Here is a 19,718-nt window from a genome sequence, read left to right on the forward strand (position 1 = left end):
CGGAAGTCTTCCCGTAACGGCCATCCCGGCATTTCTCCTCTGCTCATCGACCGGCACCAGACCGCCAGTCGACAACAGAGGATCCATCCCATGAAAATTCTCTTCGCTTCGACGCCGGCGACAGGCCATCTCAACCCGATGCTGGCGATCGCCGACATCCTCGTTGCCGATGGCCACGAGATCGCCTTCCTGACTGGGACGGTGTTTCGCGCTCGCGTCGAGGCCAGCGGCGCGAGATTCTTCCCCCTTCCCGCCGGCGCCGATTTTGATCTGCGCGACATTCTCTCGGTGGTTCCCGAGTTGAAGACCATCGCACCGGGACCCGAATGGCTGCGCGTCGCCTGCGAACGCATCTTCGTCGACGCCATCCCGGCACAGAACCAGGGCCTGCACGAATCGCTCGAACACTTTCAGGCCGACATCATCGTCGGCGACGACATGCTCTTCGGCGTGCTGCCGATGCTGCTCGGCCCGAGAGAGGAACGGCCGCCGGTCGTCCTGTGCGGGACATCCTTCCTGCACTGGGCCCGCGACGACGGCGCACCGAACTTTCTCGGCCTGCCGCCCGCGACGACGGAAGAGCAACGCCGGCAATACGCCATCATCGCAGACGAGCACGACGCGAATGTCGATCAGCCCGTGCTGCGCAGCCTGAACAGGGTACTGAAGTCGTTCGGCGTCCGGCCCGTCACGATTCCGCTGTTCCACTCCGTCATCGAGCTTGCCGACGCCTATATGCAGCTGTCGGTGCCGAGCTTCGAATTTCCGCGGAGGTTTCCGTCCACGGTGCATTTCGTCGGCACGCCGCCGATCATTCGGGACCAGGTCCCGTTGCCGCCGTGGGCGGACGAGCTCGACGGTTCGCGCAAGGTGGTGCTGGTGACCCAGGGCACCGTCGCCAACCACAATTTCGGCCTGCTCGTCGCCCCGACGCTCAAAGCGCTCGCGGACGAGCCGGACGTGCTGGTGATCGCCACGGCCGGCGGCCGTCCGGTTGACGCGGTGCCCGGCCCCGTCCCATCCAACGCGCGGATCGCCAGCTTTCTGCCGTTCGAATGGCTGCTGCCGCGCGCCGACGTGCTCGTCACCAATGGCGGCTACGGCAGCGTCAACCAGGCCATGAGCTTCGGCATTCCGCTGGTGACTGCGGGCATGACGGAGGACAAGGCCGACGTCAATGCGCGGGTGGCGTGGTCCGGCGTCGGCATCAATCTCGCCACCAACGAGCCGACGCCTGAAGCGTTGCGCGAGGCGGTGCGCACCGTGCTGGATCGGCCGGCCCACCGCATGCGCGCTTCGCGGTTGGCCGACGAGTTTGCCAGCATCGGCACCCGATCGGCGGTGCTGCGGATCATCAAGCGGCTCGTCGCTGATACGGACGAGCCGCAGCGAACCGGCACGACGGAGGCAGGCCGGAGGTCGGCGCGTCGCCAGGCGATCTGACATCAGCTGACGCGATCCGACCCCGCCTCGGGAAGGAGGGGACCGTCCCTTCCCCTCCTTCCCACACTCTGTCGCATGCGAACGCCCCATCGTGAATATCCTGCCATGAAGATCCAGCCTGCTTCCGTCGCCTTTACGATTCTGCTCGGCTTCCTCGCGGCGGTGCCGTATTCCGGCATCGACATCAACCTGCCGGCGCTGGCCGCGACCGGTGCCGCGCTGGGGGCAAGCCCATCGCATGTCGGCCTCACCATGAGCGCCTTCATGCTGAGCCTTGCGATCGCGCCGCTCATCTACGGGCCGATCTCCGACCGTGCTGGCCGCAAGCCCGTGATCCTGTTCGGCCTGGCGCTGTTCGTGGTCGCAAGCCTCGCCTGCGCGGCGGCGCAGTCGCTGACGATGCTGCTGATCTGCCGTGCGATCCAGGGCATTGGCGCGGCCAGCACGGCGACGACCTTTGCAATCATCCGCGACCTGTTCGACGAGGCATCCGGGCGCGCCAAGATCGGCAGTGTCATGATCGCCATCAATGTCGTGACCGTGATTGCACCGAGCGCCGGTGCCGCGCTGCTCGCGATCGGCGGATGGCGAATGATCTATTCAAGCCAGGCCGTGGCCGGACTCATGCTCATCCCGGCGGTGCTGTGGGGACTGGCCGAGAGTGCGAAGCTCGATACCGGCGGCCGCATTGCCGCGTCTGCAGTCGTCAAAGACTATCTGCGCATCGTCACACATCCGGTTTCAATGGCCTTCATCCTGGTCGGCGCCGCCGCCGGCTCCGCCGTGTTTGCCTATGTCACGGGCTCTTCGCTGTATTTCATCAGCGTCGCCGGCCTGCAGCCGAAGCAATATGGCATGATCTTCAGCGCCTGCTCGGCGGCAGTGATGTTCGGCGCCTTCCTCGACGGCCAGCTGGGCCGGCGCGGCGTCGCGCCCGCGGACGTGCTGACGGTCGGACTGGTGCTCCTGTTTGCGGCCTCGAGCACGATGCTCGTGACGACCCTGGCCGGCTGGAGCCCGCCCGCTTTCGTTGCGGCGCTGCTGATCGCGGTGGCACTCGCCTTCGGGCTCAGCATGCCGAACCTCATGAATGCGACGATGCAGCCGCTGCCTGATATCGCCGGCGCCGTCAGCGCCGCGGCCGGCACCGTCCAGATGACCGCCGGCGCGATCGCCAGCGGCGCGGTCGCATTGCTTTTTGACGGACGCACGGCGCTTTCGATGGCCGCCATCATGACCGCCGCCTCGCTGCTGGCGCTGGCGCTCTATCTGCGCTTTGGCAGGTCGGCCGGGCGTCGCACGAGGCAGGACGCCGCAATGGCGACCGAAAGCACGACGCTGTCGTAATCCGTTTCGACCGGCGTGCCGGTCACTTCGCCGCGTCGATCCAGATCCCCGGCTCCGAATGCTCGCGGATGTAGGTGACGAGAAAATCGGAAAAGGCCCTGATCTTGGCCGGCAGGCCGGCACGGTTCTGGTAGGCGATGTTCATGGTGAGCAGAGGCAGCTCCCAGTCCGGCAGCACCGGGACGAGACGGCCGGCTGCGATGTCGCTCTGCACGATGTAGAGCGGCTGGATCAGGATGCCGAGCCCCGCCAGCGCCGCGCCGCGGATGACCTGACCGTCATTGCTGTCGAGCGTCGGCGTGATGCGGACCGTCTGCGCGCCATGACCTTTGCGCAGACGCAGCGAATAGGGATCGTTGGCGAGATTGTAGACCAGCATGTTGTGGCGCGCGAGATCGGCGGGCTGCTCCAGCTCGCCTGCGCCTGCGAGATAGGACGGTGCGGCCGCGAGCACGCGCCGCATCTGGCCGATGCGTCGGACGATGATGTTGGAATCCGGCTCCTGCTCGCGCGTGCGGATCGCGACGTCGATGCCCGCCTCGATGAAGTCGGGATAGCGGTTGGCGGTGGTGATCTGCATGTTGAGCTTCGGATAGCGCACGCGGAAGGACGGCAGCATCGGCGCCAGATAGATCACCGCAAAGGACAGCGAGCTCGTGACCCGCAGCATGCCCTGCGGTGACAGCGCGCGATCGCTGACGATGTCCTCGGCTTCCGCCAGCTCGCTCAGAACCCGGCTGGAACGCTCCAGCAATTCCTGGCCCGCCTCGGTCAGCCACAGCCGGCGCGTGTTGCGCTCGATCAGCCGGACGGCGAGGCGCTCCTCAAGCGCACTGAGATAGCGGCTCGCCGCCGCATTCGACATGCGCAAGGCCTCGGCGGCCTTGGACAGGCTGCCGAGTTCGGCCGTCTTGGCGAACACCTCCAACTGCAGCAGGCGATCCATTTTTCCACTTTTAGGAAAAGAGACTTACAATTATTGGCCTTTATTTCCGTATCCCGCAAGTCAAAATGGCCCCAACACAAGCAAGATGACAGGCGAGGAAATCAGGAAATGTCGGGCCCGATCAGGCACATCGTGATGTGGCGGCTGCGCGGGGAGACCCAGGAAGAGCGCTCCGCCGCCCGGCTGAAGGTCAAAACCCTGTTCGAGGGCCTGCGCGGCCGGATCGACGGCCTCACCCATATCGAGGTCGGCGTCGATGTCAGCGCGGTCGACTACGCCTGCGACGTTGTCCTATTTTCCGAATTCACCGACCACGCGGCGCTCGCGGCCTACGCCACCCACCCCGAACATTTGCGCGTCCGCGAGGCGCTGGGCGACTTGCGGATCGGACGCTTCCAGGTCGATTATCCCATCAAAGAGACCGGCGCATGATCGGTTCGTTCACCTTTGAAAACCTGCCCTGCCGCGTCGTGTTCGGCAGCGGAACGCTGGCCTCCGCCAAAGCCGAGATCGAGCAGCTCGGCGGCAAGCGCGCGCTGGTGCTGACGACGCCGCAGCAGGAGACGCAGGGCAAGAGCCTGGGGGCGGCGCTCGGCCCGCTCTATGCCGGCATCTTCCCGGGCGCGACCATGCATACGCCGGTCGAGGTGACGGAGCGCGCGCTCGCCGCGATGAAGGCGTGCGAGGCCGATTGCGTCGTCTCCCTCGGCGGCGGCTCGACCACCGGTCTCGGCAAGGCGCTGGCCTTGCGCACCGGAATCAACCAGCTCTGCATTCCCACCACCTATGCCGGCTCGGAGATGACGCCGATTGTCGGCCAGACCGAGAACGGCCTGAAGACAACGGTGCGCGATGCGGCCGTGCTGCCGGAGACCGTGATCTACGACGTCGATCTCACCATGACGCTGCCGGCGAGTCTCGCTGCGACATCCGGCATCAACGCGATCGCTCATGCGGTCGAGGCGCTTTACGCGCGCGACACGAATCCTGTGACGTCGCTGATGGCGGAAGAAGGCATCCGCGCATTGGCGCGCTCCCTGCCCGCCATTGCCGCCAACAGCAATGATCGCGACGCCCGCACCGAAGCGCTCTACGGCGCCTGGCTGTGCGGGGTCTGCCTCGGCACCGTCGGCATGGCGCTGCATCACAAGCTCTGCCACACGCTCGGCGGCACGTTCGACCTGCCGCACGCGGAGACTCATACGATCGTGCTGCCACATGCGCTGGCCTACAACGCGCCAGCCGTGCCCGAGGCCATGGCGCGGATTTCGCGCGCAATCAGCGTCGCCGATGCCTCGCAGGGACTTTTCGACCTCGCCAAGCGGCTGGGTGCGAAAGTCGCGCTGCGCGACATCGGCATGCCCGAGAGCGGCATCGACAGGGCCGCCGATCTTGCCGTCACCAATGCCTACTGGAATCCGCGCCCGCTCGAGCGGGGCGCCATCCGCGACCTGATCGCGCGCGCCTGGGCCGGCGAGCGGCCTGTTGCCATCAAAGCGGCGGCTTAAGGCGATGCGGCGCACGCTGATCAAATCCGCCACGGTCATCAGCATGGATGACGCGATCGGCGATCTTTCGACCGGCGACGTGCTGGTCGAGGGCGGCCGCATCGCCGGCGTGCGCCCGTCGATCGACGTCGCTGACGACACCGAGATCCTTGACGGCAAAGGCCGCATCGTCATTCCCGGCCTGATCAACGCCCACATGCACACCTGGCAGACGGGCTTGCGCGGCTATGCCGCCAACTGGACGCTGCTGGAATATTTCCGCCGCATGCATGCCGGGCTGGCGACCGTGTTCCGGCCCGAGGACATCTACATCGCCACGCTGGTCGGCGCACTGAACCAGATCAATTGCGGCACCACGACGCTGGTCGACTGGTGCCACAACAATCCGACGCCCGATCATACCGACGCCGCCGTGCGCGGCCTGATCGAGAGTGGCATCCGCGCCGCGTTCTTTCACGGCTCGCCAAAACCGGAGCCGAAGCCGGGCGAGCCGCATTTCTCGGAGATCCCGCATCCGCGCGGCGAGGTCGAACGGCTGCTTGCCGGCCCCCTCGCCGACCGCGACGGCCTCGTCACGCTCGGGCTTGCCATCCTCGGTCCGCATTATTCGACGCTTGATGTCGCCATGCGCGATTTCCGGCTGGCACGAGAACTCAAGCTGATCGCTTCGATGCATCAGGGCGGCGGCCCGGCCAAGACGCCCGGCGGCTGGGAGAAGCTGATCGAGGCCGGGCTCGTCGGCCGCGGCATCAACATCGTCCACGGCAACGATCTGCCCGATGATCTGCTCGATCGTCTCGTCGATCTCGGCGTCTCCTTCTCGGTGACGCCGGAGAACGAGATGATCCAGGGCCACGGCTTTCCGATCACCGGCCGGTTGCTCAAGCGCGGCGTCCGGCCGACGATCGGCATCGATCTGGAATCCGTACTGGCCGGAGATCTCCTCTCCGTCGCCCGCGTCGCGCTGTCGATGCAGCGCGCGCTCGACAATGCGGAGTCCCGCAAGACCGGCGGCACTATTCCGGCAACCACCACGATCCCGGTGCGCGAGGCGCTGCGCTGGATCACGATTGAAGGCGCGCGCATGCTTGGCCGCGAGGATCAGATCGGCTCGCTGACGCCCGGCAAACTCGCCGACCTCGTCGTCATCAACGTCTCCGACCTCAACCTCGTCCCGGTGCACGATCCCGTCGCGACCGTCGTGATGCAGACGAGTCTGGCCAATATCGAGGCCGTCATGATCGGCGGCGCCTGGAAGAAGCGGAACGGCCGGCTGCTGGCCGAGGGGCTGGAGACGAAGAAGGAGTTGCTGGCCCAATCCGGCCGGCGACTGGTGCAGGACATCGAACGACAGGGACGCGCCGCCTGAAACGGCTACGGACAACAAACATGACAGACACTTTGAAGAATGTCGCTTTCATCGGGATCGGCAAGATGGGCTTGCCGATGTCGGCACTCGTCGCCAAGGCCGGCTACTCCGTGACCGCGTTCGACCAGAGCGCCGCGCGAATCAATGAGGCGCGTGCACAAGGCATGTCGATTGCCGCCTCGCCAGCGGAAGCGGTGAGCGGCAAGGCGGTCGTCGTGACGTCCTTGCCCGATGACGCAGCCTTGCGCGGGGCGTTGCTCGGCGCCACCGGCCTCATTGCTGCAATGACGCCCGGAGCTGTCCTGATCGAGACCAGCACCGTCAGCGTCGATGCCTCCAGCGAAGTTGCCGCCGCCGCGCAGGCCCGCGGCATCGCCTATCTGCGCTCGCCGGTCTCCGGCAATGCCAGCATCGTTCACACCGGCGCGCTGACCTGCTTCGTCTCCGGACCGAAGGACGCTTTCGAGAACGTAAAGCCGCTGTTCGCCGCCTTCACCCGCGCCCAGACCTATCTCGGGCCTGCCGAGGAAGCGCGCTACGCAAAACTCTCGGTCAATCTGATGATCGCGGTGTCGGCGGCGATGATGGCTGAGAGCCTGGCGCTGGCGCGCAAGGGCGGCATCGCCTGGCAGGATATTTTGAAGGTGCTCGACGACAGCGCGGTTGCTTCCCCGATGGTGAAGTACAAGACGGCACCGCTGCGCACGCGGGATTTCGAGTCCACCTTCTCCTGCAAGCAGATGGCCAAGGACCTCGATCTCATTCTCGGTGCCGGCCACGCCGTCGGCGTGCCGCTTCAGCTCGCAGCCCAGGTGCGGGAGACCTATGGCTCGCTGGTTGCACAGGGCGACGGCGAGGCCGACTTCATCGCAACCGTCAAGCACCTGGAACGTCTGTCCGGGCTCGGCGAACCGAAACTCTGAGGCACAAGATGCGCAACTTCAACGAAAACACGATCACGGACGCGGTGCTGGAGCGGATCAAGGACGCCAGCGATCCGCGCATCAAGCAGGTCAGCGAAGCGCTGGTGCGTCACCTGCACGCCTTCGTCCGCGAGATACGGCCGACCCAGAAGGAATGGGAATACGGCATCGACTTCCTGACCCGCACCGGCCACATGTGCGACGACAAGCGCCAGGAGTTCATCCTGCTGTCGGATACGCTCGGCGTCTCCATGCTGGTCGACGCGATCAACCATCCGGTGCCGGAAGGCGCGACCGAGACCACCGTGCTCGGCCCGTTCTTCGTCCAGGCCGCGCCGGAGAAGGACAGCGGCGCGGATATCTCCGGCCCGATGGAAGGCGATCCCATGCTGGTCACCGGCTCGGTCTCGACCGTCGACGGAAAGCCGCTCGCCGGCGCCATCGTCGATGTCTGGCATTCCGACGACGACGGTTATTACGACGTGCAGCAGCTCGACGATATCGGCGATCTCGCGATGCGCGCACGCTTCCACACCGATGCCCATGGCCGCTTCCATTTCTGGTCGATCAAGCCCGCCGCCTATCCGATCCCGCATGACGGCCCCGTCGGCGAGATGCTGGAGGTCCAGGGCCGCCATCCCTGGCGCCCCGCGCATGTGCACTTCATGATCTCGGCGCCCGGCTTCGAGCAGCTCGTGACTCACGTGTTCGTCGCCGGCGACAAATATCTCGACAGCGACGTGGTGTTCGGCGTCAAGGACAGCCTGATCCGCGAATTCGCTCGTCATCCCGCCGGGCGTGCGCCGGATGGTCGCATGGTGGAGCGCGAGTATTTTCACCTCAACTACGATTTCGGCCTGAAGCAGGTCGCGAGCAACGCAAGAGCGGCCTAGACTGGACGGCGGCGGACCACACAAGAGTCCGGCCACGGGGAGCAGACGGAGCTGAGGATGGGACCGCGGGTCAGCACGAGCATATTGGCCGATCGCCTCACCGGCATGATCGGCCCACGCGCGAGCGTCGCGCGCGGCGTGCTCGATCAGCACGGGCAGAGCGAGTCGCACTACCAGAGCCTGCCGCCCGACATCGTCGTGTTCCCCGAGACGACGCAGGAGGTCGCGGAGATCGTCAAGCTCTGCGCTGCCGCGGGCATGCCGATCGTCCCGTTCGGCGCCGGCACCTCGCTCGAAGGCAATGCCGCCGCGGTTGCCGGCGGCGTCTGTTTCGACTTCGCGCGCATGAACAAGGTGCTCAACGTGCACGACAGCGACATGGACGTCGTGGTACAGCCCGGCATCACGCGAAAGCAGCTCAATGCCGAGCTGCGCGGCACCGGACTCTTCTTTCCGATCGATCCCGGTGCCGACGCCTCGATTGGCGGCATGACCTCCACGCGTGCATCCGGCACGATGGCGGTGCGTTACGGTACCATGAAGGACAACGTCATGGCGCTGGAGGTGGTGCTGGCCGATGGACGCATCATCCGCACCGCCCAGCGCGCGCGGAAATCGGCCGCCGGCTATGACCTGACGCGCATGTTCGTCGGCGCCGAGGGAACGCTCGGACTCATCACCGAGATCACGCTCAAGGTACACCCGGTGCCGCAGGCGATCTCGGCCGCGGTCTGCAGCTTCGACACCCTGCACAATGCCGTCGATACCGCGATCTCCGTGATCCAGTCCGCGATCCCCGTGGCGCGTATCGAGCTCGTCGACGACGTCATGATGCGCGGCATCAACGCCTACGCAAGGCTCGGCTATCGCGAGGCCCCCACTTTGTTCTTCGAATTCCACGGCTCCGGGGCCTCTGTCGCCGAGCAGGCCGAGGCCGCGGAGGCGATCGCCGCCGACCATGGCGGTCACGGCTTCGCCTGGGCCAAGGCGCAGGAGGATCGCAGCCGGCTGTGGCATGCCCGCGACAACACGCTCTATGCGGGCCTGGGCTTGCGGCCCGGCGCGCGCGCCGTGATCACCGATGTCTGCGTGCCTATCTCGCGGCTGGCGGAATGCCTGACCGAGACCCGCCGCGACGCGGACGAGCAAGGGCTCACGGCCCCGATCGTCGGCCATGTCGGCGACGGTAATTTCCACATGCTGATCCTGATCGATCCCGCCAGGCCGGAAGAAGCCGAGGGCGCCAAGGCGCTCCAGGCCCGCATGGTCGCCCGCGCGATCGCCATGGACGGCACCTGCACCGGTGAGCACGGCATCGGGCTCGGCAAGATCGATTATCTTACCAACGAGCTCGGCGAGGCCGTGGATGTGATGCGGTCGATCAAGACTGCTCTCGATCCAAACGGATTGATGAACCCTGGCAAGATCTTTGCGAGCGGAGCCAAGTCATGAGTGAAACGGCATGAGCGACGCGCTCCCGATCGAAGCCACCTCGTCCACCCCGCTGCTGGAGCTGCGCGGCATCAGCAAGGAATTTCCCGGCGTCAAGGCGCTGGACGACGTGTCCTTTGCCGTCTTCCCCGGCGAAGTCCACATGCTGCTGGGTGAGAACGGCGCCGGCAAGTCGAGCCTGATGAAGGTGCTGTGCGGCGCCTACCGCGCCGATGCCGGCGAGTTCTATTACAAGGGCGACAAGGTCGCGATCAACTCGACGGCGGACGCGCAGAAGCTCGGCATTGCCGTGATCTTCCAGGAGTTCTCGCTGGTCCCCCATCTCGACATCGCCCAGAACATCTTTCTCGGCCGCGAGCCGAAGGGTCGCATCCCCGGAACCATCGACCGGCGCAGGATATTGGCCGATGCCAAGCGCGTGTTGGACATGATCGGTTTCGACATTGATCCCTCCACCACCGTCGACAAGCTCGGCGTCGCACAGCAGCAGATGGTCGAGATCGCCAAGGCGATCAGCCAGAACGCCCGCATTCTCGTCATGGACGAGCCGACCGCGGCACTGTCCGATCGCGAGACCGAGTTGCTGTTCGCGCTGATCGCGCGGCTGAAGGCCGATGGCGTCTCCATCGTCTACATCTCCCATCGCATGGCCGAAGTGTTCGCACTCGGCGACCGCATCACCGTGCTGCGTGACGGCCGCCGCATCGACGGCGTCAAACCTGCCGACGTCACGCCGGACCAGCTGGTGCGCATGATGGTCGGCCGCAACGTCGACATGACCTATCCGCGCAATTTCGCCGGCAAGCCCGGCGAGCTGCTGCTCGAGGTCAAGGGCCTGAGCTCATCGACCGGCATCTCGGACATCAACATCGAGGTGCGCCGCGGCGAGATCGTCGGCCTGTGCGGCCTGGTCGGCTCCGGCCGCAGCGAGGTCGCACGCGCGATCTTCGGCGCCGATCCCGTGACGTCAGGCGAGATCGTCTTCGACGGCAAGGCCATGTCCGGCGAGCCTGACCTCGCCGCGCGCCGCGGCATCGCGCTGATCCCGGAGAGCCGCAAGAGCGAGGGCCTCGCGCTGCTCCGCTCGGTGAGCGACAACCTTGTGGTGTCGGCGCTGCGAAAGCTGTTCCCTAGCGGCCTGTTCGATCAGCGCAGCGCGCGGCGGACCGCCGACGGCCTGATCCGGCAGCTGCGCATCGCAACGCCGAGCGCACGACAGACCGTCGGCCTGCTCTCCGGCGGCAACCAGCAGAAGGTGGTGATCGGCAAATGGTTGGCGGCCGGGTCAAAGCTCTTCATCTTCGACGAACCGACGCGGGGCATCGATATCGGCGCCAAGTCCGAGATTTTTGCCTTGATCGACCGCCTGGTCGCCGAGGGCGCCGCTGCTCTGATGATCTCGTCCGAGCAGGTCGAGATCTGCCATGTCTGCGACCGCGCCTATGTGATGCGCGAGGGGCGCATTGCCGGACACCTGATCCGCAACGAACTGACCGAGGAGAACATCGTGCGACTGGGGATGCATCATGCGTGAGGCCGCGGTCGTCTCGGAGCCCAATCCGCTGCAACGCATTCCCGGCGTTGCCATCGTGCTGGTGCTGTTGATCGCGCTATTCAGCGCGGTCGCGCCCGGCTTCCTGTCGGTCGCCAACCTCTCCAACGTGCTGGTGCAGTCGACCATTCTCACCATGCTGGCGCTGCCGATGACGCTGATCATCATGACCGAGGGACTGGACCTGTCGATGGGCGCGGTGCTGACGCTAACCTCGCTGTGCGTCGCGATCGTGTCGCTCGCGACCAAATCGATGCTGCTGGGCCTGGGTGCGGGCCTGCTGGTCGGCACGGCCTTCGGCATCGCCAATGGCTGGCTGGTTGCGATCCTGGGCATTCCGCCCTTCGTCGCGACGCTGGGCACGCTCGGCATGGCGCAGGGCCTGTCGCTGATCGTCAGCGACGGCCAGAGCGTGGTCGGCATCCCCCACAGCGTGCGTGACATTTATTCGGCGACACTTGTCGGCGTGCCCGTGCCGATCGTGATGGCACTCTTGACCTACGCAGCCTTTCACGCTCTGCTCTATCACACGCGCTTCGGCACCTACATCTTCGCGCTCGGCGGCAACCGCGAGGCGCTGCGCTATGCCGGCCTCTCGCCGAACAAGCTCTTGATCGCGGTCTACGCGATCGGCGGCGCCATGGCCGGCATCGCGGGCCTCTTGATGACCGCGCGGATGAATTCCGGTCATCCGACCGCCGGCCTCGGCCTCGAATTCGATGCCATCGCGGCCGTCGCAGTCGGCGGCACCTCGTTCGAGCGCGGCAATGGCTGGCTGCTCGGCACGTTGCTCGGCGTCATCGCGGTAGGCGTGCTGCGCAACGGATTGAACCTGATCTCGATGCCCTCTTCGGTCCAGGTCGCGAGCGTCGGCGTCCTCGTCATCGTTGCCCTGTTCCTCGACGGTATCAGGAGCCGCGCATGACCGACATCGCCAAAGAGACCGTGATGCCGCCTCGCTCGTTCATCTCGCAGGACGCGATCCAGGTGTTCTATCGCCTGCTCGCGGCGCTCTTGATCTGCGCGGTGCTCGCCGTGCTCAGCGAGTCCTTCCTGAGCCTCGGCAACATCCTCAATGTGCTGAGACAGGCGAGCCTGACCTTCTTCATCGCCTCCGGCCTGACGCTGGTGGTGCTGACCGCGGGGCTCGACCTGTCCGTTGGCGCCAATGTCGCGCTGTCCGCCTGCATCGCCGGCACCGTGATCCACAAGACCGGCTCGCCGGCGCTCGGCATCCTCACCGGGCTCGCCTGCGGCGGCATCGTTGGTCTCCTCAACGGCATCATGGTCACCGCGCTGCGCATCCCCTCGTTCATCGCTACCTACGGCATGCTCTGGGTGCTGAACGGCCTGACCTATTGGTACATGGCGGGCGAAACGCTGCACGGCTTCCCGGCAGGTTTTCGCCAGATCGGCAGCGGCTATCTGTTCGGCCTGCCGATCCCGGTCTATCTGCTGCTGGTGTTCCTCGGGATCGGAACGCTGTTTGCGCAGCGGACGGTCTGGGGCCAGGAGATCTATGCGATCGGCGCCAATCCGGTCGCCGCCCGCCTTTCCGGCATTCCGGTCGCGCGGCGCCTGCTGCTGGTCTACGCGGTATCAGGCACCATGGCGGGGCTCGCCTCGATCATCTTCCTGTCGCGGCTCAATTCGGCCGAAGCCGACATCGGCGAAAGCTTGACGCTGCCGGCGATCGCTGCGGTGCTGATCGGCGGCACCTCGCTGTTCGGTGGCGTCGGCACCGTGTTCGGCACCTTCATCGGTGCGCTGATCCTGACGCTTGTGCTGAACGGCATGAATTTGCTGTCGGTCAGCGCCAATTGGCAGCCGCTCGTGACCGGCATCATCGTCATTCTCGCGGTCTGGCTCGACATGAAGACGCGCCGCCGCGCGCAATGAGTTCCTGGACGACCAACAATCAAAATGAGGGATGGAGGCAACATGAAACGGACCCTGAGACATCTGGCACTACCGCTGCTGCTGGCGGCCGCATTCACCACGAAGGCGCATGCCGACGGCGAGACCATCGCGGTCTTCACCAAGAACCAGACCAACCCGTTCTTCCAGACCGTGCGGGTCGGCGCCGACAACATGGCGAAGGTGCTGAACGCCAAGACGCTGCAATACATCCCGACCAGGCCCGACTCCATCCCCGAGCAGCTCAGCCAGATCGAGGACGTCGTGGTGAAGAAGCCGAGTGCGATCGTGTTCACGCCTGTTGACTACAAGGCGATGGTGCCCGGCGTCGAGAAGATCAACGACGCCAAGATCCCGGTCGTCAACATCACCGATCGCTCCGCCGGCGGCAAGTTCCTCTCCTTCATCGGCGCCGACGATTACAGCCTTGGCCTCGAGACCGCGCGCTTCCTGCTCAAGACGCTGGGCGGCAAGGGCAACATCGTCATCATCGAGGGCGTCAAAGGCTCGCTGACCAATGTCGACCGCGTTCGCGGCTTCAACGACGCGCTGAAGGAGAACGCGGGCGCCAAGCTGCTGGCCTCGCAGCCCGGCAACTACCAGCGGCTGCAGGCGCTTCAGGTCATGGAGAATTTGATGCAGTCGAACCCGCAGATCGACGGCGTGCTCGCCGCCAACGACGCCATGGCGGTCGGCGCCATCGAGGCGCTCGACGGTGCCAACCGCAAGGCCCAGGTGATCGGCATCAACGGCACCAAGGAGGCGATCGATGCGATCAAGTCCGGCAAGCTGCTCGCAAGCGGCGACTACAACGGATTTGCACAGGGCTGCCTCGGCACCATGATGGCGATCCGCTCCCTGCGCAACCAGCCCGTCATCAACGAGATCGTGCTGAAGCCGACCGTCATCACCAAGGACAATTACCAGCCGTTCGACGTGCCGCTGGAACAGCGGACCTGCCCGACCTTCGAGGAGGCCGGCAAGCTCAGCGCCAAGTAGGCGGATCCATCACCGCAAACCCGGACGGCCGCTCCCGCGGCCGTCCCAAGAGTCCAAGGAAGAAAACGGAGATACCATGCTGTTCGCCATTCATGCCCTCGACCGCGCCGCCGCGTTGCCGACCCGGCTCGCCAATTACGATGCCCACAAGGCCTTCCTCGGCGACACCTCACGCTTCGGCGTCAAGATCGTGATGTCAGGACCGCTCGTCTCCGACGATGGCGCGACCATGATCGGCAGCCTGTTCCTGATCGAGGCGCCGGGCCGTAGCGAGGTCGAGGCCTTCAACCGCGCCGATCCCTTTGCCGCGGCCGGGATCTGGGAAAAAGTCACGATCACGGGCTTTCTGCGCCGCCAGGGTTGAGCGGTCGCGATCGATGTTCAATTCGAACGGGATTCGTGGCAGACAGGAGAAAGCGACGCCGATCCCAGCCATGCCAGGGCGTCCTACGCTCCGGAGACTCCATGGTAGACAGTTCGACACATCGGCCGCTCGATCCCCGTACCAATTGGGCTACGCTGTCCCAAGAAGAACGCAACGCCGCCTATGACAACAACGGGGCCGTCAAGAACAGCGCGGCCCTGATCGCGGAGCGGAACGAGACGTCGGGCCGGCTGCGAGGCACGCTGAAATCCCATCTCGACCTGCCTTACGGCGAGCGGGCCAACAACAAGATCGACCTCTATCCGGCCGCTCGGCCCGATGCGCCCTGCCTGGTGTTCCTGCATGGCGGCTATTGGCAGCGCAACTCACGCGAGTTGTTCGCCATGCTGGTTGAAGGCGTTGCCGCGCATGGCTGGTCGGTCGCCATTCCCGGCTATTCGCTGGCGCCGGAGGTGTCGCTCACCGACATCGTCGCCGAGATCCCCCGCGCGCTCGACTGGCTCGCCGCGCACGGTGCCTCCCATGGCATCGCCGGACCGGTCGTGCTGTCGGGCTGGTCCGCCGGCGCCCATCTCGCCGCAATGGCGCTGGACCATCCGCGCGTCCATGCGGGGCTTGCGCTATCGGGCGTCTACGATCTCGCGCCGATCCGCGATACCGGGCTCAACAACGCGCTGAAGCTGACGGAGGAGGAAATCGCCCGCCTCTCGCCGCTTCGCTTGCCCGTGACGAACAAGCGGCTCGACATCGCCTATGGCAGCAACGAGCTGCCGGCGCTCGTCTGCGATTCAATCGATCTCCACGAGAAGCGCATGGCCGCGAAGGCACCGGGCCGACTCATCCCGGTCGAAGGCGCGGATCATTTCACCATTCTCGAGGCGCTGCGGCGGCCGGATGGCGTTCTGGTGGAGGCTGCTCGCCAACTGTTGGGCTAAAAATTTGAAAACAACCCCATGCACAGTAGAGATGCCCTTGTTTTTGAACGGGAAATCCACGGTGCTCGTGACTTTGACACGTCGGGCAAAACAGGAGCATGATGTCATCATCGCCCCGACCGTCGCTGGGACGTTTCAATCCAGATTTTCTCGCCCGTGATCCTGACCGGATAGAGCCGCAACGGCGGGCTCGGCCATCCCGCAGTGATCGCCCCGTCACGCAGATCGAATGATGCGGCATGGCGCGGGCAGAGCAGCCGCCCCGCCGTCACCTGCCCGCGACCGAGATCGGCCTGTTCATGCGGGCATGCGCGGTCGCAGGCGACGACATTGCCGTCGTTCCAGATCACGAGCATGTCGCGGCCTGCGACACGAACAATCGTCTCTGCTTTCAGCCGGGCGAGATCGCAGACCGGAATCCATCCGGTCTCGCTTGCCCCGTCATCCACCGAGGTAGGCTTTCCGCACATGCTCGTTCTCGATCAGCTCGGCGCCTGGGCCCGACAGCACGATGCGGCCGTTCTCGAGCAGATAGGCATGGTCGCACATCTCCAGCGCCGCGAACGCGTTCTGCTCGACCAGCAGCACCGTGGTGCCGGCATCGCGAATGCCGCGGATGATGGCAAAGGTGCGCTCGACGATGTTGGGCGCGAGCCCGAGCGAGGGCTCGTCGAACATGATCAGCCGCGGCCGCGACATCAGCGCGCGCCCGATCGCGAGCATCTGCTGCTCGCCGCCGGACAGCGTGCCCGCAGCCTGCCGGCGCCGCTCGGCGAGCCGCGGAAATTCCGTGTAGATGCGGTCGCGATCAGCCGCGATTTCGCCAAAACCACGACGGAGGTAGGCCCCCATGTCGAGATTTTCCTCGACGCTCATGTGCGGAAACACCCGCCGTCCCTCCGGACAATGCGCAATGCCGCTCGCCAGCACGCGCGGCGGCTTCGCGCCGGTGATGTCGATGCCTTCGAATCGCATTTGGCCTGCGCGCGGCGGCACGAGGCCGGAAATCGCGCGCAAAGTCGTGCTCTTGCCGGCGCCGTTGGCGCCGATCAGGGCAACCAGTTGGCCTGCCTTCACATCGAGCGAGATGCCGCGCAGCGCGGTGACGCCGCCATAGCCGCACACCATGTCGCGGATCTCAAGCACGGGCCGCTCCGTGTCCGAGATAGGCCTCGATCACGGCGGGATCGTTGCGGATCACGTCGGGCGTTCCTTCCGCGATGATGCGGCCATAGTTGAGCACCACGATGCGGTCCGAGACGGTCATCACCATCGGCATGTCGTGCTCGACCAGCAGGATCGTGATGCCGCGATCGCGGATGCTGCGGATCAGCTCGACAAACCGGTGGGTTTCGGACGCATTCATGCCCGAGACCGGCTCGTCGAGCAGCAGCATCGAGGGCTCGGCCGCAAGCGCCAGCGCGACGCCGACGAGGCGCTGCTCGCCGTAGGAGAGCGAGCCGGCAAGGTCGTGAGCCCGGCGTTCGAGCCCGACCCATTCGATCAGCTCGCTCGCGCGCTGCCGCAGCTTGCGCTCCGAGGCACGAGCGCCGGGCAGGCCAAGGATGGCATCGAGCAGCCGGACCCGGCCCTGTCGGTGCAGCCCGATCAGCAAATTGTCGTAGACGGTGTCGTTGGGAAACACGGAAGTGCGCTGGAAGGTGCGGATCAGGCCGAGATCGGCGATCTCGTGCGGCTTCAACCCGGTGAGCGTTGTGCCCTGATAGGTGACGTGGCCTGCGCTCGGCGTCAGGAAGCCGGTCATGACGTTGAAGGCGGTGGTCTTGCCGGCGCCGTTCGGCCCGATCAGGCTGACGATCTCGCCCTCGCCGACCGTAAAGCTCATATCGGAGATCGCAACCAGCCCGCCGAACCGGACGGCGACCTGATCGATCGTCATGGCAACGCTGCGCGCCGTCATCACGCCGGCTCCTTGGCGCCGGTTTCAGTGAGCGCGACCGGCGCCAGCGCGGTCGTCCCGCGCCGCCTGGCAAACCGCTGCGCGAGCGACGGCACGATGCCGCGCGGCAGCACGAACAGGATGGCGATCAGCACGCCGCCATAGGCGATCCACTGCGCCTCCGGCGCCATGACCGGACGCAGCGCGACCGGCAGCAGCCCGAAGATCAGGCCGCCGACGACGGGCCCGGCGAGCGAGCCCTTGCCGCCGGAGATCACCATGATCACCATCGTGACGGTGTTGATGAAGGCGAAGACCTCGGGGTCGATGATCCGGATGTAATGCGCGTAAAGGCTGCCGGCGGCACCTGCGATCGCGGCCGAGATCACGGCTGCGATCGTCAGCGTCCTGGTGACGTCGATGCCGACGGAGACGGCGAGCGTCTCGTTCTCCATCAGCCCGCGCATGGCGCGGCCGAAATGGGAGCGAACGAGGCGCGCGATCAGGAGATAGGCGATGAGCGCCACGACCAGCACGAGATAGTAGTTATGCATCTTGGTGCGCAGCGTCAGCTCACCGAATCCGGGCAAAGGCAGCGCGATAGAGGGAATATTGGTCAGCGCCAGCGGTCCCTGCGTCAGCTCAACCCAGTTCAACGCGACCAGCCGAACGACTTCGGCAAAGGAGATCGTGACAATGACGAAATAGGCTCCGCGAACCCGGAACGAGAGCAACCCGACGAAATAGCCGCACAATCCGGCGGCCAGGATCGCGAGCACGAAGCCGACGACGGGCGGCCAGGGCGTGTGGACCAGACGGAAGCCTCCGGGCAGACCGGCGTCGAAGCCAAGCGATGTCAACGCGCTGACATAGGCGCCGATGCCAAAGAAGGCGATGTGACCGAGGCTGAGCTGGCCGGTGAAGCCGAGCAGAAGGTTGAGGCTCATCGCACCGATGACGAAGATGCCGGTCGTGATCAGCGCGTTGAGCAGATAGGGATCGCGCAGCCAGAGCGGCACCGAGGCAAGCGCTGCGACGGCAAGAATGGTGACGACGATCCTCATCCGACGCGCTCCGCGCGCGCGAACAGGCCGGTCGGCTTGAAGATGAGGACCGCGATGATGATCACGAAGCCCATGGCGTCGCGATAGCCTGAAGAGACGTAGCCGGCGCCGAGCTCCTCGGCGAGCGCCAGGATGAAGCCGCCGATCACCGCGCCGGTGATGTTGCCGAGACCGCCGAGGATGACGATGGCGAAGGCCTTGACGGCGGCGAGGTCCCCCATCTGCGGGAAGATCACGTAAACCGGCCCGAGCAGAGCGCCTGCGGCGGCGGCGAGGCTGGAGCCAATCGCGAAGGTCGAGGTGTAGATCATGTCGACATTGACGCCCATCAGCGAGGCCGTGTCGTGGTCCTGGAACGTCGCACGCATCGCGCGTCCCAGGCTGGTCTTGTTGATGAGCAGATACGTCACCAGGATCAGCATCGCCGCGGCGGCAAGGACGAACAGGCGCAGCCAGGATACCGACACCGGCCCGAGCACCAGCGGCGCTTCGGGAAACGGCGTCGTCACCGATTTGGCGACACCGCCCCAGATCCACAACGTGCCGGACTGCATCGCAATCCAGGCGCCGATCATCACCAGCATCGTGGTGTCGATGTCGGAGCCGCGCAGCGGCCGCAGCAACGTCAGCTCGATGGCGGCGCCCAGCAGCCATCCGGCCAGCACCGCCACGGGCAATGCCAGGAAGAAGTTCAGCCCGAACTGCTGCACCACGATGAACATGATGTAGGCGCCGAACGTGTACAGGATGCCGTGCGTGAAATTCACGACATTCATGATGCCGAAGATCAAGGTCAGCCCGATGCCCAGCAGCGCATAGGTGCCGCCGAGCACGAGCATGTTGACCAGATGCTGGAGAAACTCGCTCAAGGCTGTTCCCGAATGAGTCGTTCGCAAATGACAGCGCGAAGCTGCCGGATGAGCTCTGAGATCTCGCCGCAAAACGCGACCTCATCCTGAGGGCCCGCCGCAGGCGGGCGTCTCGAAGGATGGGCCGCAGGCAAGCTGCCCGCCACGCTTTTCTTCATATGCGATACCCTTACGTAGTCAGGCGAGAGTGGCAGTGTGCCGCCCTCGCCCCGACGA

20 protein-coding genes are annotated in these 19,718 nt (G+C 65.6%); 14 read left to right on the top strand and 6 right to left on the bottom strand.

Translation table 11 applies throughout. From position 1 onward, the window contains the following. The first annotated feature begins 90 nt into the window (after positions 1-90). Together PMI42_RS28045 and PMI42_RS28050 are read left to right on the top strand one after the other, a co-directional pair. Positions 91-1,443, top strand: coding sequence for a glycosyltransferase (locus tag PMI42_RS28045; protein WP_008140578.1), 1,353 nt, complete (start codon positions 91-93; stop codon positions 1,441-1,443). Positions 1,444-1,548: 105 nt separating this feature from the next. Further along, on the top strand, positions 1,549-2,790 hold the full coding sequence (locus PMI42_RS28050) for a multidrug effflux MFS transporter (RefSeq protein WP_008140580.1): 1,242 nt from the start codon (positions 1,549-1,551) through the stop codon (positions 2,788-2,790). 22 nt (positions 2,791-2,812) lie between these two features. Here PMI42_RS28050 and PMI42_RS28055 read toward each other — a convergent pair whose 3' ends face one another. Beyond that, entirely contained in the window at positions 2,813-3,736 is a 924-nt protein-coding gene (locus PMI42_RS28055) for a LysR family transcriptional regulator (protein WP_008140582.1), read from the bottom strand. Between the two features lie 108 nt (positions 3,737-3,844). Between PMI42_RS28055 and PMI42_RS28060 the strand changes: the two genes are divergently transcribed. The 12 genes from PMI42_RS28060 (at position 3,845) to PMI42_RS28115 (ending at position 15,669) form a co-directional block, all read left to right on the top strand. After that, positions 3,845-4,168 (top strand): Dabb family protein, encoded by a 324-nt coding sequence (locus PMI42_RS28060; RefSeq protein WP_008140584.1) that lies wholly within the window; start codon positions 3,845-3,847, stop codon positions 4,166-4,168. Further along, positions 4,165-5,244 carry a maleylacetate reductase gene (locus PMI42_RS28065; protein WP_008140585.1) on the top strand — a complete coding sequence of 360 codons (1,080 nt, stop codon included), beginning with the start codon at positions 4,165-4,167 and terminating at the stop codon, positions 5,242-5,244. Before PMI42_RS28060 ends, PMI42_RS28065 begins: the two co-directional genes overlap by 4 nt. A gap of 4 nt (positions 5,245-5,248) precedes the next feature. Beyond that, complete coding sequence (locus PMI42_RS28070) at positions 5,249-6,613, top strand: amidohydrolase family protein (protein ID WP_008140587.1); 1,365 nt, start codon at positions 5,249-5,251, stop codon at positions 6,611-6,613. Between the two features lie 20 nt (positions 6,614-6,633). Further along, entirely contained in the window at positions 6,634-7,536 is a 903-nt protein-coding gene (locus PMI42_RS28075; protein WP_008140589.1) for an NAD(P)-dependent oxidoreductase, read from the top strand. A gap of 8 nt (positions 7,537-7,544) precedes the next feature. Next, entirely contained in the window at positions 7,545-8,429 is an 885-nt protein-coding gene (locus PMI42_RS28080; protein WP_008140591.1) for an intradiol ring-cleavage dioxygenase, read from the top strand. Between the two features lie 57 nt (positions 8,430-8,486). Next, complete coding sequence (locus PMI42_RS28085; RefSeq protein ID WP_008140593.1) at positions 8,487-9,881, top strand: FAD-linked oxidase C-terminal domain-containing protein; 1,395 nt, start codon at positions 8,487-8,489, stop codon at positions 9,879-9,881. Positions 9,882-9,891: 10 nt separating this feature from the next. Then, entirely contained in the window at positions 9,892-11,415 is a 1,524-nt protein-coding gene (locus tag PMI42_RS28090) for a sugar ABC transporter ATP-binding protein (protein WP_008140595.1), read from the top strand. After that, positions 11,408-12,358 carry an ABC transporter permease gene (locus PMI42_RS28095; RefSeq protein ID WP_008140597.1) on the top strand — a complete coding sequence of 317 codons (951 nt, stop codon included), beginning with the start codon at positions 11,408-11,410 and terminating at the stop codon, positions 12,356-12,358. Before PMI42_RS28090 ends, PMI42_RS28095 begins: the two co-directional genes overlap by 8 nt. After that, entirely contained in the window at positions 12,355-13,332 is a 978-nt protein-coding gene (locus PMI42_RS28100) for an ABC transporter permease (RefSeq protein ID WP_008140599.1), read from the top strand. The genes PMI42_RS28095 and PMI42_RS28100 overlap by 4 nt, the downstream gene beginning before the upstream one ends. A 42-nt stretch (positions 13,333-13,374) precedes the next feature. Then, positions 13,375-14,349, top strand: coding sequence for a sugar ABC transporter substrate-binding protein (locus PMI42_RS28105; RefSeq protein ID WP_008140601.1), 975 nt, complete (start codon positions 13,375-13,377; stop codon positions 14,347-14,349). 76 nt (positions 14,350-14,425) lie between these two features. Further along, positions 14,426-14,713, top strand: coding sequence for a YciI family protein (locus PMI42_RS28110; RefSeq protein ID WP_008140604.1), 288 nt, complete (start codon positions 14,426-14,428; stop codon positions 14,711-14,713). Between the two features lie 101 nt (positions 14,714-14,814). Beyond that, on the top strand, positions 14,815-15,669 hold the full coding sequence (locus PMI42_RS28115) for an alpha/beta hydrolase (RefSeq protein WP_008140605.1): 855 nt from the start codon (positions 14,815-14,817) through the stop codon (positions 15,667-15,669). A 107-nt stretch (positions 15,670-15,776) separates the two neighbouring features. Here the strand turns inward: PMI42_RS28115 and PMI42_RS28120 are convergent, their stop codons facing one another. The 5 genes from PMI42_RS28120 to PMI42_RS28140 are packed head-to-tail and all read right to left on the bottom strand — an operon-like array spanning position 15,777 to position 19,502. Then, entirely contained in the window at positions 15,777-16,139 is a 363-nt protein-coding gene (locus tag PMI42_RS28120) for a Rieske (2Fe-2S) protein (RefSeq protein WP_008140609.1), read from the bottom strand. Beyond that, the gene (locus PMI42_RS28125; RefSeq protein ID WP_008140611.1) at positions 16,111-16,815 is read right to left on the bottom strand and encodes an ABC transporter ATP-binding protein; all 705 of its coding nucleotides are present in this window, start codon (positions 16,813-16,815) and stop codon (positions 16,111-16,113) included. The genes PMI42_RS28120 and PMI42_RS28125 overlap by 29 nt, the downstream gene beginning before the upstream one ends. Further along, positions 16,808-17,590, bottom strand: coding sequence for an ABC transporter ATP-binding protein (locus PMI42_RS28130; protein ID WP_008140613.1), 783 nt, complete (start codon positions 17,588-17,590; stop codon positions 16,808-16,810). Before PMI42_RS28130 ends, PMI42_RS28125 begins: the two co-directional genes overlap by 8 nt. Next, positions 17,590-18,633 (bottom strand): branched-chain amino acid ABC transporter permease, encoded by a 1,044-nt coding sequence (locus PMI42_RS28135; protein ID WP_008140615.1) that lies wholly within the window; start codon positions 18,631-18,633, stop codon positions 17,590-17,592. Before PMI42_RS28135 ends, PMI42_RS28130 begins: the two co-directional genes overlap by 1 nt. Beyond that, complete coding sequence (locus PMI42_RS28140; RefSeq protein ID WP_008140616.1) at positions 18,630-19,502, bottom strand: branched-chain amino acid ABC transporter permease; 873 nt, start codon at positions 19,500-19,502, stop codon at positions 18,630-18,632. Before PMI42_RS28140 ends, PMI42_RS28135 begins: the two co-directional genes overlap by 4 nt. Positions 19,503-19,718: the final 216 nt, after the last annotated feature.

Source organism: Bradyrhizobium sp. YR681 (assembly GCF_000282615.1).
Classification (GTDB): Bacteria; Pseudomonadota; Alphaproteobacteria; order Rhizobiales; family Xanthobacteraceae; genus Bradyrhizobium.